14 protein-coding genes are annotated in these 13,013 nt (G+C 53.9%); 7 read left to right on the forward strand and 7 right to left on the reverse strand.

The window, feature by feature from the left end; all coding sequences use genetic code 11:
* Window positions 1–113: 113 nt before the first annotated feature.
* Window positions 114–1,679, forward strand: coding sequence for an alkyl hydroperoxide reductase subunit F (gene ahpF / locus E0L16_RS01485; RefSeq protein ID WP_063866069.1), 1,566 nt, complete (start codon window positions 114–116; stop codon window positions 1,677–1,679).
* 59 nt (window positions 1,680–1,738) lie between these two features.
* Here ahpF and uspG read toward each other — a convergent pair whose 3' ends face one another.
* Window positions 1,739–2,167 (reverse strand): universal stress protein UspG, encoded by a 429-nt coding sequence (uspG, locus tag E0L16_RS01490; protein ID WP_063449390.1) that lies wholly within the window; start codon window positions 2,165–2,167, stop codon window positions 1,739–1,741.
* Window positions 2,168–2,348: 181 nt separating this feature from the next.
* Between uspG and E0L16_RS01495 the strand changes: the two genes are divergently transcribed.
* Window positions 2,349–3,587: a zinc-dependent alcohol dehydrogenase gene (locus tag E0L16_RS01495; RefSeq protein ID WP_015571156.1), complete on the forward strand. Its 1,239-nt coding sequence runs from the start codon at window positions 2,349–2,351 to the stop codon at window positions 3,585–3,587.
* Window positions 3,588–3,676: 89 nt separating this feature from the next.
* Here E0L16_RS01495 and rnk read toward each other — a convergent pair whose 3' ends face one another.
* Window positions 3,677–4,087: a nucleoside diphosphate kinase regulator gene (gene rnk / locus E0L16_RS01500; protein ID WP_006809650.1), complete on the reverse strand. Its 411-nt coding sequence runs from the start codon at window positions 4,085–4,087 to the stop codon at window positions 3,677–3,679.
* A 260-nt stretch (window positions 4,088–4,347) separates the two neighbouring features.
* Between rnk and E0L16_RS01505 the strand changes: the two genes are divergently transcribed.
* Window positions 4,348–4,974: a flavin reductase family protein gene (locus E0L16_RS01505; RefSeq protein ID WP_131636160.1), complete on the forward strand. Its 627-nt coding sequence runs from the start codon at window positions 4,348–4,350 to the stop codon at window positions 4,972–4,974.
* On the opposite strand, the gene rna is transcribed toward E0L16_RS01505, so the two are convergent.
* Both rna and dcuC read right to left on the reverse strand, forming a co-directional pair.
* Window positions 4,968–5,777 (reverse strand): ribonuclease I, encoded by an 810-nt coding sequence (rna, locus tag E0L16_RS01510; protein WP_131636161.1) that lies wholly within the window; start codon window positions 5,775–5,777, stop codon window positions 4,968–4,970. The two genes, E0L16_RS01505 and rna, sit on opposite strands and share 7 nt — an antisense overlap.
* A 94-nt stretch (window positions 5,778–5,871) precedes the next feature.
* Window positions 5,872–7,239, reverse strand: a complete 1,368-nt coding sequence (gene dcuC / locus E0L16_RS01515) for an anaerobic C4-dicarboxylate transporter DcuC (protein ID WP_131636162.1) — start codon at window positions 7,237–7,239, stop codon at window positions 5,872–5,874.
* Window positions 7,240–7,838: 599 nt separating this feature from the next.
* On the opposite strand from dcuC, the gene pagP reads away from it, so the two are divergent.
* Entirely contained in the window at window positions 7,839–8,381 is a 543-nt protein-coding gene (pagP, locus tag E0L16_RS01520) for a lipid IV(A) palmitoyltransferase PagP (RefSeq protein ID WP_226848011.1), read from the forward strand.
* 190 nt (window positions 8,382–8,571) lie between these two features.
* Window positions 8,572–8,781 (forward strand): transcription antiterminator/RNA stability regulator CspE, encoded by a 210-nt coding sequence (cspE, locus tag E0L16_RS01525; RefSeq protein ID WP_002439184.1) that lies wholly within the window; start codon window positions 8,572–8,574, stop codon window positions 8,779–8,781.
* A 219-nt stretch (window positions 8,782–9,000) separates the two neighbouring features.
* Here cspE and crcB read toward each other — a convergent pair whose 3' ends face one another.
* Entirely contained in the window at window positions 9,001–9,384 is a 384-nt protein-coding gene (gene crcB / locus E0L16_RS01530; protein WP_063449384.1) for a fluoride efflux transporter CrcB, read from the reverse strand.
* A gap of 67 nt (window positions 9,385–9,451) precedes the next feature.
* Here crcB and E0L16_RS01535 point away from each other — a divergent pair, with 67 nt between their 5' ends.
* Window positions 9,452–10,240 (forward strand): deaminated glutathione amidase, encoded by a 789-nt coding sequence (locus tag E0L16_RS01535; protein WP_131636163.1) that lies wholly within the window; start codon window positions 9,452–9,454, stop codon window positions 10,238–10,240.
* A 128-nt stretch (window positions 10,241–10,368) separates the two neighbouring features.
* A complete protein-coding gene (tatE, locus tag E0L16_RS01540) occupies window positions 10,369–10,572 on the forward strand; it encodes a twin-arginine translocase subunit TatE (RefSeq protein WP_003858723.1) in 204 nt (67 codons plus the stop codon).
* Window positions 10,573–10,652: 80 nt separating this feature from the next.
* On the opposite strand, the gene lipA is transcribed toward tatE, so the two are convergent.
* A complete protein-coding gene (lipA, locus tag E0L16_RS01545) occupies window positions 10,653–11,618 on the reverse strand; it encodes a lipoyl synthase (protein WP_006809637.1) in 966 nt (321 codons plus the stop codon).
* A 207-nt stretch (window positions 11,619–11,825) separates the two neighbouring features.
* On the reverse strand, window positions 11,826–12,779 hold the full coding sequence (locus E0L16_RS01550; RefSeq protein WP_107534918.1) for a YbeF family transcriptional regulator: 954 nt from the start codon (window positions 12,777–12,779) through the stop codon (window positions 11,826–11,828).
* Window positions 12,780–13,013 lie beyond the last annotated feature (234 nt).

Genomic DNA, 13,013 nt, shown 5'->3' on the forward strand with positions numbered 1-13,013 from the left:
GGCAATCAATGGGCGCACCCGCGCCCATTTCATTCCAGCACCATGATGCAAGTTGCATTCAGGCCGCCCGCAAAGGCAGCTTGCATGATGACGTCTTAAGAGAGGGAAGAACCATGCTCGACACCAATATGAAAACCCAGCTCAAGGCCTACCTTGAGAAACTGACCAAACCCGTTGAGCTGATTGCCACGCTGGACGACAGCGCGAAATCGGCAGAAATCAAAGAGCTGCTGGCAGAGATCGCTGAACTGTCGCCGAAAGTGACCTTCAAAGAAGACAATTCGCTTGCGGTTCGTAAACCTTCTTTCCTGATTACTAACCCGGGCTCGGACAAGGGACCGCGTTTTGCCGGCTCTCCGCTGGGACATGAATTTACCTCACTGGTGCTGGCGCTGCTGTGGACCGGTGGTCATCCGTCGAAAGAAGCGCAGACCCTGCTGGAGCAGATCCGCGATATCGACGGTGATTTTGAGTTTGAAACCTATTATTCGCTCTCCTGCCACAACTGCCCGGACGTGGTGCAGGCGCTCAACCTGATGTCGGTTCTGAACCCGCGCATCAAGCATACGGCGATTGACGGCGGCACGTTCCAGAATGAAATCACCGATCGCAACGTGATGGGCGTTCCGGCGGTGTATCTGAATGGTCAGGAGTTCGGCCAGGGCCGCATGACGCTGACGGAAATCGTCGCGAAAGTGGATACCGGCGCAGAAAAACGCGCGGCGGAAGAGCTGAACAAACGCGATGCGTACGATGTGCTGATTGTCGGTTCCGGCCCTGCGGGCGCGGCGGCAGCGGTTTACTCCGCACGTAAAGGGATCCGCACCGGCCTGATGGGCGAGCGTTTCGGTGGTCAGGTGCTCGATACGGTAGACATCGAAAACTACATTTCCGTGCCGAAAACCGAAGGTCAGAAGCTGGCCGGTGCGTTAAAGGCCCACGTCAGCGATTACGCCGTGGACGTCATCGACAGCCAGAGCGCCAGCAAACTGGTTCCGGCGGCGGTAGAAGGTGGCTTACACCAGATTGAAACCGCCTCTGGCGCGGTGCTGAAAGCGCGTAGCGTGATCATTGCTACCGGCGCGAAATGGCGCAACATGAACGTGCCGGGAGAAGATCAGTATCGCACCAAAGGCGTGACCTACTGCCCGCACTGCGACGGCCCGCTGTTCAAAGGCAAACGCGTAGCGGTGATCGGCGGTGGTAACTCCGGCGTGGAAGCGGCTATCGATCTGGCGGGGATTGTTGAACACGTTACCCTGCTGGAGTTCGCCCCAGAGATGAAAGCGGACCAGGTGTTGCAGGACAAAGTGCGTAGCCTGAATAACGTCGACATTGTGCTGAATGCCCAGACGACGGAAGTGAAAGGCGACGGCAGCAAGGTGACCGGCCTGGAATACCGCGACCGCGTGAGTGGCGATACCCACAGCGTACCGCTGGCGGGGATCTTCGTTCAGATTGGTCTGCTGCCAAACACCACCTGGCTGGAAGGCGCGATTGAGCGCAACCGCATGGGCGAGATCATCATTGATGCGAAATGCGAAACCAGCGTGAAAGGGGTATTTGCGGCAGGCGACTGTACCACCGTGCCGTACAAGCAGATCATCATCGCCACCGGCGAAGGTGCGAAAGCGTCGCTGAGCTCGTTTGATTACCTGATCCGCACCAAAACCGCATAACAAAAGAAAGCAAGACTATACCTGCAATGCAAGAGGCCACCAGAAGGTGGCCTCTTTTTTTATCTGACGACCATCACCGGAATGTGGGTGTGGCGGATCACGCTGGACGCGTTCGATCCCAGCAGGTGCGTGGTGATGGAAGGATTACGCGAACCGATCACCACTACGTCCGCATTCAGCTCCGCGGCCAGCTCGTTGACGGCGTCGCGAACGCTGCCGAAGCGAACGTGAGTTTTAATGCGGGAAGGGTCGATGCTGAAATGCCCGACCATGGTTTGCAGGCGCGTCTCGGCTTCGTGCTGTAAATGCTCTTCAAAACGGCGCACGTCGGCAGCAAAGCGGTGCAGGCTCAGGCTGGCAGAGCCCGGTAAGACATGCAGAAGATGAATAATTCCGTCCTGCTGCGCGAGAAATTCCGCGTGACGTACAGCTTTATCACTCAGTTCCATTTCGAAAACATCAACCGGCATAATGATTGTTTGATACATAACCGTTTCTCCTTGTTTATAAACGCTGAAATCATTCAACCACAAAATATAAATGGTTTCTGTAATCCCGACAGCACTTTTTCATTTCGCCAGGATAAATCTCAAAACAGCCGGATTCCGGGGCAGATCCCGTGGGGTAGCTACCCTTTTATAAGCTAACCCACACCCTTTCGGAGGTTGCATGAAAGCTCTCACCTATCACGGTCCACACCATGTTCGGGTTGATAACGTGCCTGACCCGGGCATTGAACAGCCAGACGATATCATCCTGCGCGTAACGGCCACGGCGATCTGTGGTTCCGATCTGCATCTTTATCGCGGAAAAATTCCCAAGGTCCAGCACGGCGATATCTTTGGTCATGAATTTATGGGCGAAGTGGTGGAGTGCGGAAGCGAGGTGAAAAACGTGCAGAAAGGCGATCGGGTGGTGATCCCGTTTGTGATCGCCTGCGGCGACTGCTTCTTTTGCCAGATGCAGCAGTACGCGGCCTGCGAAAACACGAACCGCGGGCAGGGCGCGGCGCTCAACAAAAAGCAAATTCCCGCTCCTGCGGCGCTGTTTGGCTACAGCCATCTCTACGGCGGCGTGCCGGGCGGACAGGCTGAGTACGTGCGCGTGCCGAAAGGTAACGTGGGGCCGTTTAAAGTGCCGCAGCTGTTGTCTGATGACAAAGCGCTTTTCCTGTCCGATATTCTGCCAACCGCCTGGCAGGCGGCTAAAAACGCCCAGATCCAGAAAGGCTCCAGCGTCGCCGTATTCGGGGCCGGACCGGTGGGGCTACTGACCATTGCCTGCGCGCGTCTGCTTGGCGCAGAGCAGATTTTCGTGGTTGACCATCACCCTTACCGGCTGCGGTTTGCTCAGGAGCGCTATGGCGCCATCCCGATTAACTTTGATGACGATAACGACGCGGCGGAGAAAATCATTGAGCAAACGGCCGGGCAGCGCGGGGTGGATGCGGTCATTGATGCCGTCGGGTTTGAGGCCAAAGGCAGCACGACGGAAACGATCCTCAGTAACCTGAAAATTGAAGGCAGCAGCGGCAAAGCCCTGCGCCAGTGCATTGCGGCGGTGCGACGCGGTGGCGTGGTCAGCGTGCCGGGCGTATATGCCGGGTTTATTCACGGCTTCCTGTTTGGCGATGCCTTCGATAAGGGGCTGAGCTTTAAGATGGGCCAGACGCACGTCCATGCCTGGCTGGGAGAGCTGCTGCCGCTCATCGAAAAGGGGCTGCTCACGCCGGAAGATATTGTGACCCATTACCTTCCGCTGGCCGACGCGGAGCGCGCCTATAAGATTTTCGAAAAACGCGAGGAGGAGTGCCGCAAGGTGATCCTGGTGCCTGGCGCAGATACCCCGGAGGCCGCACAGCAGAAGGTGAAAGGGCTGGTGAATGCTTTCCCCGGCGGCGTCGTGTGAGGCCTCTCACTGACACTCTCGGGTGATTTTGCGGAAAGAGGATGCAGACGCATCCTCTGTGCAAAGCGGGGTCGCTTGTTCAGAAGGGATTAACGCAGGTAATCGCCCGCGGCTTCGGGCTGGTAGAGCAGCTCAAGCACTTCCAGATGGGCCGAGGCGCCGCCCGGGAGTTCCCAGTGGATGGTATCGCCCGTGCGCAGCCCAAGCAGCGCCGCGCCCACGGGGGCCAGCACCGAAAGCTGCGTGCTGCTGTCGGTCATCTGCGCCGGGTAGACCAGCGTGCGGGTCAGTTCTTCCCCGGTCGTCAGGTTGCGGAACTTCACCTGGCTGTTCATGGTGACCACATCATGCGGCATGGTTTCAGGCGTACACATCTGCGCCCGGTCTAGCTCCTCGTTCAGCGCATCCGCTACTGGCAGCGAGGCAAATTCTGGTTTTTCCAACAGGCGGTCAATACGTTCTGCGTCGAGTTCATTGATGATAATCGTAGGTCTGGACATTTTTACTCCATGTCGTTAATGCTGCGTGTAACGCAGAAACCAATCCAAAAGAAAACCCTCGCCGTCTGGCAGCGAGGGTTTAACTTATCTGATGATACTGTCTGAACCCGTAAGTTTGAAGTGATGAACGTCACAATCATGCGCCATATGAATTTTTGGCAATAAACCCGGCCCCCGATTCACGCTGAACGGAAATTTCGTTAGTCTGGGAAGACCGAACCCGGGCAATGCGCGTTGCAGCCCACCGTAGAGAGAGCGATATGTACTTTTACCAACCTTCTCAGGGGCACGGCCTGCCGCACGACCCGCTGAATGCCATTATCGGCCCGCGTCCGATTGGCTGGATCTCATCCAGTGATAAGACCGGACAGCTGAACCTGGCCCCGTACAGCTTCTTTAACTGCTTTAACTATCGCCCCCCAATCATTGGTTTTTCCAGCAACGGCTGGAAGGACAGCGTGCGGAATATTACCGAAACCGGTGAGTTTGTCTGGAACCTCGCGACGCGCGATCTGGCCGAGGCGATGAATGAAACTTCCGTCACGCTGCCTCATGGTGAGGATGAATTTACCTTTGCCGGCCTGACGCCCGTAGCCAGCCAGCTTGTGGGCGCGCCGCGCGTGGCGGAAAGCCCGGTTAATTTCGAGTGTCGATTATCGCAGTGCATTCAGCTTACCGGCGCGGACGGGACGCCGATTGATACCTGGCTGGTGCTCGGCGAAGTGGTGGGCGTCCACATCGCCGAAAGTCTGCTGGAGGAGGGGATTTACCAGACCGCAAAAGCGCAGCCCATTCTGCGTGCGGGTGGACCGACGGCCTACTACGCCATCAGCGACAGCCATCGGTTCGATCTGGTACGCCCGGACGCTCGCAGGAACAATCAGTAACCGGCTTTATCGATCACGAACTGTTTACCGCAGTTGCCCGGATGCGGCTGCGGAGCAAAGGAGCCGGCAGAGAGCGGCTGGTTAATGGTGCTGGATTTCAGCGAGATCTGCATTTCGGTCAAATAGGCCGGATTGCCATGGCAGGTAAGCTTGAAGGCTTTAACGTTCTGCTTCCCCCAGCTTTTGGCCACGGCGGCATCAAAGTCGCTGCGGCGTACGGTTTTGCCGTAGTTTTCCGCCAGAAATTCCCCTACCGCGCTACTCTTCACTTCCTGGTTCATGCGCACCATGGTGCCGAAATAGGCGTCGGGATCAAAACCAAAGCAGACACCGTGTTTCGCGTATTCATAACGTTCAAGGCAGGAGTTGCCGCCCGCGCCGGGCATCACGCTGTTCAGCTTTGCCGCGCCCGAGAGCGATAGTCCGGTTTCTGCGGCGGCACATTTGCGGCTGGCTTTTGCTTCCGGCATGTTCGGCACCGGACGCGTGGCGCAGCCGAAGCGCATCCAGCGGCGTTCATCCACGCCGCGAGCAGCGATCGATTTCGGCAGGCCAGGCCATAAGCCGTGGACGGTCAGAAAATCGGTTTTGTTGTTGCTCTCTTTTTGCAGCCGGCACTCGTCCGGTTCGTCGCGGTTACGTTCGACCATGCTTTGGCAAAATCCGGTTTGCCAGGAAAGCGCCAGAACGTAGCGATCGAAATCGCCGTACTGCGTTGCCTTAAGAGGGTCCGCCTGGAGTGAGAAGACACAGAGTGCAAGCGCTACTGCGCCAGACGGGATAACGATATCCTTCCTGAACATTTGCTTTCCTGATTGGTTGGGCGCGATTAATTTCTGGGGGTTATTAAAGCACAAAAAGCGCCCGCAGGCGCTTTTTGGAAACCAGAAATTTCGCTTAGGCAGCGCCGGGAACCAGCACTTCGGTGGCGATGATGACGATAATCAGACCAACCAGCACCGGCACTGACGTGCGTTTTACCACTTCAAACGGAGAGATTTTTGCCATCCCCGCAACCGCAACCACCACGCCCGATACCGGAGAGATGGTACGACCCAGGTTAGAGGCCTGAAGCATTGGAATGGACAGGTAAGCCGGGTTGATGCCGGAGGTGTGTGCCAGCTTAGGGATCATCTCAACAAAGGCGTAGAAAGGCGCGTTACCGGAGCCGGTGGTCATCGCCGCCAGCATGGTCAGCACCACCAGCACCAGCATCAGGATAATGCTGGCCGAGCCGAACGAGGTGGCGATAGAGATCAGGCTCTGAATAAAGCCGATGGTGCTCAGCCCCTGGGCAAATACCCCTGCGGCAACCAGCAGCATTACCACGCCCGCGAAGGCGTCCGCCATACCGCGGAAGGCGACTTCCAGACCAGTGAACACTTTCTGGGTATTAAAGCCACGGACAAATTCGAGGATGGCCGCCAGCAGCATACAGATCACCAGGATAGTGATGATGTGCAGCTGCGGACCCCATTTGCCGTCAAAAATAAGCACGCCAATAATCGGGGTGAACGGCAGGATGGAATAAAACGCCGGGGCGGTAGTGGTGATTTCGCTGACGTCCATCATTTCATGGCTGACGTTCTCTTTCTTATCGAGATAGCGCTGCCAGAAGAAGTGCGCCACGCCCATACCGAGAATAGCGGTAATAGAGATCGGCAGCGTGGTTTTGAAGGCGAAGTCAATCAGCGACATTTCCGCCGCTTTTGCGGCCAGCACTACGTCACCGGAAGTAGGGGAGAGGATAATCGCCGCCGGAGAGGCGCAAATAGCCGCCGCTGCGCCACGGCTGATCCCGACGTTAACCATCACCGGGAATAACGTCGCCATCAACAGCACGCCGAGGCCTGTCGCTGAGGAAACGGCTAACGACATCAGGCAGGCCAGGAAATAGGCCGCGACCATCAGCAGGTAGGGGGAGTTAATATATTGCAGCGGCTTAGAGGCCAGCTTCACCACCATATCATTCGCGCCGATATGGGTCATGTAGGCGGCAAAACCGCAGAGCATCATGATCATCATGCCCAGATCGCCGCCGCGGCTCATCAGCAGAATTTTTATATATTCCACAATATCGGTGGCGGTATATCCCGTGCTGGTTTCACTGGCGGGTAATACCTGATGACCCATTAGCGCGCTAATGATGAGCAGCGCCAGGCCGCCGACAAATAACACGCCGGTGGCAGAGTATCCTTTAATGATGTAGCGCGCTACACCGACAATGACCACGACTCCAATGAGGAGTTCGAGAAAAGTAAGCATGATTTCCCCTGTATCCTTGCTGCCCGAGAGGACAAATAATCAATAAAAAAGCAGCCTGAAATGTGCCGAATAAATGGCCAGTCCTTGCTGATTAAAATCAAGAAAGCGACGACTAAAGGCAATGATGATGATATTTTTGCTCATCCTGCGTCATTTATCTTATGTCCTTATTGACCAGATGAATAGAGATTATATGTCGTTAAATTGATATTTAAGTGTTAATTTTTTGGGTGTGGCGTGCTGTTGTCCCAGCATCTCGCTTCGAAAAGCGTTGAAGCACGCGAACGTGCCCTGGCCGCGGCCCGGCGTTGTACCGTCGCAGCCATGGCGGCAGGAAGATTACCGCACCACGGCTGAGAATGTCGGATATTCCTGCGCGGCATAAATTGTTACATCAGAGTTAAATATGCCCTTTGCATGCGCTTATTTAGTCAGGCAGGTTTCCGGTACGCAGACTATTCTCAGCACCGGATTGTTAATTAAGAATACCCCCCCATGCCGTTAAGCGTTCATTCAAGTATCCTGTGTTAAGGTTTGCACTGAATACGAAATAGGGTAATGGCACTGTGATTGTACGATTTAAATTCCCCCTTCTTTTATTGTTTATTATTGGGCAGTTATCGTTCGCGTCCGTTGTAAATGCAGAGGGTAATACAGCGGATAAAGGCTGGTTTACGACCTTCACGGATAACGTCGCGCAAACATGGAAGGAACCCGAGCATTACGATCTCTATATTCCGGCCATTACGTGGCACGCCCGTTTTGCCTACGATAAAGAAAAAACAGACCGTTATAACGAGCGTCCCTGGGGGGCTGGCTTCGGTCAGTCTCGCTGGGATGAAAAAGGCAACTGGCATGGCCTGTACCTGATGGCGTTTAAGGACTCCTACAACAAATGGGAGCCCATTGGCGGCTACGGCTGGGAAAAAACCTGGCGTCCGTTATCAGACGACAATTTCCATCTGGGTTTAGGCTATACGGCAGGGGTGACGGCGCGTGATAACTGGAAATACATTCCTGTCCCGGTGCTGTTGCCGCTTGCCTCTATCGGTTATGGCCCGGCGACGTTTCAGATGACCTACATACCGGGTACGTATAACAACGGTAACGTTTACTTTGCCTGGATGCGGTTCCAGTTTTAACTGATTGCGGGTGATGAATCGGTCAAAAAATGCACAGGCATTGAAATGTAAAGGATAAAAATCGGACAGCGAAAATTAACGCGACTTTTGTCACTTTTTATCAAAGATCCGCTGGACAAAACGCCTCACAATTGTTGTACTGATACCCGACACAGCATTTGTGTCGTTTTTTAATGTAAAGGTAATTTTGATGTCTAAGATTAAAGGTAACGTTAAGTGGTTTAATGAGTCCAAAGGATTCGGTTTCATTACTCCTGAAGATGGCAGCAAAGACGTGTTCGTACACTTCTCTGCAATCCAGTCTAATGGTTTCAAAACTCTGGCTGAAGGTCAGCGCGTAGAGTTCGAAATCACTAACGGTGCCAAAGGCCCTTCTGCTGCTAACGTAATCGCTCTGTAATTCAGACGCGTCAGCAAGAATTTCAAAACCCGCTCAATGAGCGGGTTTTTTTCGTTCTGAATCAACCCATAAGATAGATCTTCAGAAAGCTGGCGACGATCGCAACGCTTAGCAGTACCATGCCCGCGCTCAACAGATTCTCTTTCATGCTTTCACCCTCAGTCAGTATTGCGCCAAGAGTGACAGAGAAAAGTTAAGCCAACATTAAGGGTGCCGCGCTTACTGTCCGCTGGCGGAGGAAAATAACCAGAATGCGATCGCGGTCATCGCAAACGAGCCAAGCATGTTAACGGCGATATTCGTCAGCGCCCAGCCCATCCGTCCTTCCTGAAACAGAAATACTACTTCCGCAGAGAAGGTCGAAAACGTCGTTAAGCCGCCGCAGAAACCGGTCGTGATCAGCACCTTCCACATCGGGTCAATATGGGTCATGCGGTTGAACCACGCCAGCCCCATGCCAATAATAAATGCGCCAAGCAGATTTGCTGCCAGTGTGCCCATCGGAATGGCCTGATGCAGAGGGTTAAACCGCATGCTTAAGAGCCACCGCGCAACGCTACCCGTGCCCCCACCAATAAAAACGGCTATAAGTAGTTGTAACACTGTCATTACCTGCTGTTTGCTGTGTGAATGCGTCGAGTGTAACGCTGTTTTTAACCGGGAGACAATTATGTATGTAGCAGTAGGGCAATTCGCGGTGACGCCGGACTGGAATGAAAATGCGCGCAAATGCGTCTCCCTGATGGACCAGGCAACGCAAAAAGGGGCTGCGCTGCTGGTGCTTCCGGAAGCGTTACTGGCGCGCGATGATAGCGATCCGGACCTGTCGGTCAAATCTGCGCAAATGCTGGAGGGGGCGTTTTTGAAACGACTTCTGGCCGAGAGCGCTGGCAACACGCTCACCACCATTTTGACTATTCATGTTCCCTCCACGCCGGGACGTGCGGTGAACACGCTGGTGGCGATTCGTGAAGGTGCGATTGTCGCGAGTTACGCCAAGCTACATCTGTATGATGCGTTCAGCATTCAGGAGTCGCGGCTGGTCGATCCGGGAAGTAAAATTCCGCCGCTGATTGAGGTGGACGGTTTTAAGGTTGGCCTGATGACCTGCTACGACATCCGTTTTCCCGAGCTGGCGCTGAACCTGGCATTGCAGGGGGCAGAGGTGCTGGTGCTGCCTGCCGCGTGGGTCAGAGGCCCGCTTAAGGAGCATCACTGGGCCACGCTGCTGACCGCACGCGCGCTGGATACCACCTGTTATGTGGTTGCCGCAGGGGAATGTGGTAACAGGAATATCGGGCAGAGCAGGGTTGTCGATCCGCTGGGAGTGACCGTTGCTGCGGCGGCGGAGTCGCCTGCGCTACTGCTGACGGAGATAACATCAGACCGAATCGCGCTTGCGCGTCAGCAATTACCTGTTCTGCGTAACCGCAGATTTGCGCCACCGCAATTAATATGATGTTTTTTTCAACAATGCTTGATTCACCTTGTTACAGATTGCTATTGTGTGCGCGCGCCTGATGACCGTTAATACGTTCAGGTTTCTTTGGCGCTGAATGCAGCCTGTTTCATGTAAAGAAGGTATTTATGGGTGAGATTAGTATTACCAAACTGCTGGTGGTTGCCGCACTGGTCGTCCTGCTGTTCGGTACCAAGAAGTTACGCACGCTGGGTGGAGACTTGGGTGCTGCCATTAAGGGCTTTAAGAAAGCAATGAACGATGACGACGCGGCAGCAAAGAAAAGTGCCGAAGATGACATCACCGCACAGAAGCTTTCGCACAAAGAGTAATGGCAATGCTGCAAGGCTTGCATAAAAAAACCGGCTCACGAGGCCGGTTTTTTGTTTTACTGTAAGCAAATTTTACAGGTTTATTTAACTTCTTCGCCTTTCGCCTGCATATCGGCGTGATAAGAGGAGCGAACAAACGGGCCGCAGGCCGCGTGGGTAAAGCCCATCGCCATCGCTTCGGCTTTCATTTCATCGAACTCATCCGGGCTCACGTAACGCTGTACGGGCAGGTGATGACGGCTTGGCTGTAGGTACTGGCCCAGCGTCAGCATCGTCACGCCATGGCGGCGCAGATCGCGCATCACTTCAATGATTTCAGCGTTGGTTTCACCCAGACCCACCATCAGGCCAGACTTGGTAGGAATATGCGGATGGGCTTCTTTAAAGCGCTCCAGCAGCTTCAGAGACCAGTTGTAATCTGCACCAGGACGCACCTGACGGTAGATACGCGGCACGTTCTCCAGGTTGTGGTTGAACACGTCTGGAGGCGTCGCGGTCAGAATATCGAGCGCGCGGTCCATTCGGCCACGGAAGTCCGGCACCAGCGTCTCAATCTTAATGTTCGGGCTTTTTTCGCGGATGGCGGTAATGCAGTCAGCAAAATGCTGGGCACCGCCATCGCGCAGATCGTCACGGTCAACGGAGGTGATAACAACATAACGCAGCGCCATATCGGCAATGGTCTGCGCCAGTTTTTGCGGTTCGTTAGCGTCAGGCGCAACAGGACGGCCATGGGCAACGTCACAGAAAGGGCAGCGGCGGGTGCAGATGGCACCCAGAATCATAAACGTCGCGGTACCGTGATTGAAACATTCAGCAAGGTTAGGGCAGGAGGCCTCTTCACAGACAGAGTGGAGGCCATTTTTGCGCATCGCCGCTTTGATCCCCTGGATACGCGAAGAGTCAGCCGGAAGTTTAATTTTCATCCATTCCGGTTTTCTTAACAGCGCCTCGCGCTCTGTAGCCACGTTTTTAACCGGGATAAGGGCCATTTTATCGGCATCGCGGTATTTAACACCGCGTTCCATCACAATGGGTTTACTCATAGCGTGCGTGTTCCAGTTGCGAATATCGAAGGAAAGCGTTTCAATTCAAGGGAATGTTGTAATTATCAACTATTTTTGAACGAACGACAGGCAGTATATCATTTATAGGGGCGTGAAAGCAGCCTGCCAGGTCGCCAATTTGTAAAATAGTTGTTGTTTTGTGCCTTTTGCCCCGCATGCGGCAGGGGCTTGTGCTGAAAGGCAGGATCAGAAAGCCTGACGGATCACGTTAATGACGTTTTCCAGGACCGGATCGCGCAGGCTTAGCTTGTTGTAATGCAGTGAGATTTCAACAGATTCCGTAGCGAGCTGGCTCAACGGAATGCTCTCCAGTGGCCAGCACTTTTGCAGCAGAGTGAAGAGACGCACGGGCATGATACAGAGCAAATCGCTGCTGCCAAGCAGGGCCGCAAGGGTAAACATATTGTAACTGCTGAAGCTGATCAGACGGTCCGGGAACAATTCGTTAATACGCTGTCGCAGCGGATCCTGCCCCTGTCCTTCGGCCATAAACGTGGCATGTTCGTATTGACGCAGATTTTCTGGCGTCAATGGTGCGCTTAACGCAGGGTGAGCCTGACGGCAAACGAGCGCCAGCGAGTCGGAATAAAGAACGTTATGCCCTAATGCTCTGGCCGCGAAGGTATTGCTGTCGATGATGAGATCCGTCTGGAATTGCGCCAGCTGTGTTTCCGGATCGTTTACGGGCACGTTGCGGATCAGCAGCTGCGGCGCATGCTGTTTCACAGCCTGATAAATAGCCGGCATGACCAGAACGCCCACCGAGGGCGAGGTGCCTATGGTGATGGTTCTTTGCTTATCGTAACTGCCGGTGAGATCCAGCGCGCCCAGAATCGACTCCAGGCCCTGACTGATGTACTCATGCAGATGGGTGGCGTATGCGGTTGGGGTTACGCCCTGGCCTTTACGAATAAATAACGGATCGGGAAATATCGCGCGCAATTTTTGAATGGACTGGCTAATAGCAGAGGGCGTGAGATTAAGAATTTTCGCAGCATTAACGATACCTTTGTGGACATATACCGCCTCAAAAATAGTCAGTAAATTGAGATCAATATTACGTAAAGTCCGAAAAATTTGCGGCTTATCTTCGCCGCCGGTTTCATTCAGGCGTTTGGCTGGTAAATTAGTAGGCTCCACGCTCTTACTCCGTATCCATTCACAATATGAATGATAGTTGAATTTATTTATTATGCTTGCAGAGATCAGTAAAGTCTTTCGTAAGTTTCCATTGTTTATCGAAAACAAGCAGTTGGGTGATTGTCACGCACGTTACACGATACCCGGTAATGGTTCTATTAAGGTTCTAATTAATATGGGTCGCTAATATATGGGCGACTCGAAAATATAGAATATGCGGTTTATTGTAAAGCG

The sequence above is a fragment of the Enterobacter quasihormaechei genome (assembly GCF_004331385.1).
Taxonomy (GTDB): domain Bacteria; phylum Pseudomonadota; class Gammaproteobacteria; order Enterobacterales; family Enterobacteriaceae; genus Enterobacter; species Enterobacter quasihormaechei.

Coding starts and splice junctions, on each gene's coding strand:
- ahpF (WP_063866069.1), top strand. CDS start 114: ATGCTCGACACCAATATGAAAACCCAGCTCAAGGCCTACCTTGAGAAA.
- uspG (WP_063449390.1), bottom strand. CDS start 2,167: ATGTATCAAACAATCATTATGCCGGTTGATGTTTTCGAAATGGAACTG.
- E0L16_RS01495 (WP_015571156.1), top strand. CDS start 2,349: ATGAAAGCTCTCACCTATCACGGTCCACACCATGTTCGGGTTGATAAC.
- rnk (WP_006809650.1), bottom strand. CDS start 4,087: ATGTCCAGACCTACGATTATCATCAATGAACTCGACGCAGAACGTATT.
- E0L16_RS01505 (WP_131636160.1), top strand. CDS start 4,348: ATGTACTTTTACCAACCTTCTCAGGGGCACGGCCTGCCGCACGACCCG.
- rna (WP_131636161.1), bottom strand. CDS start 5,777: ATGTTCAGGAAGGATATCGTTATCCCGTCTGGCGCAGTAGCGCTTGCA.
- dcuC (WP_131636162.1), bottom strand. CDS start 7,239: ATGCTTACTTTTCTCGAACTCCTCATTGGAGTCGTGGTCATTGTCGGT.
- cspE (WP_002439184.1), top strand. CDS start 8,572: ATGTCTAAGATTAAAGGTAACGTTAAGTGGTTTAATGAGTCCAAAGGA.
- E0L16_RS01535 (WP_131636163.1), top strand. CDS start 9,452: ATGTATGTAGCAGTAGGGCAATTCGCGGTGACGCCGGACTGGAATGAA.
- tatE (WP_003858723.1), top strand. CDS start 10,369: ATGGGTGAGATTAGTATTACCAAACTGCTGGTGGTTGCCGCACTGGTC.
- lipA (WP_006809637.1), bottom strand. CDS start 11,618: ATGAGTAAACCCATTGTGATGGAACGCGGTGTTAAATACCGCGATGCC.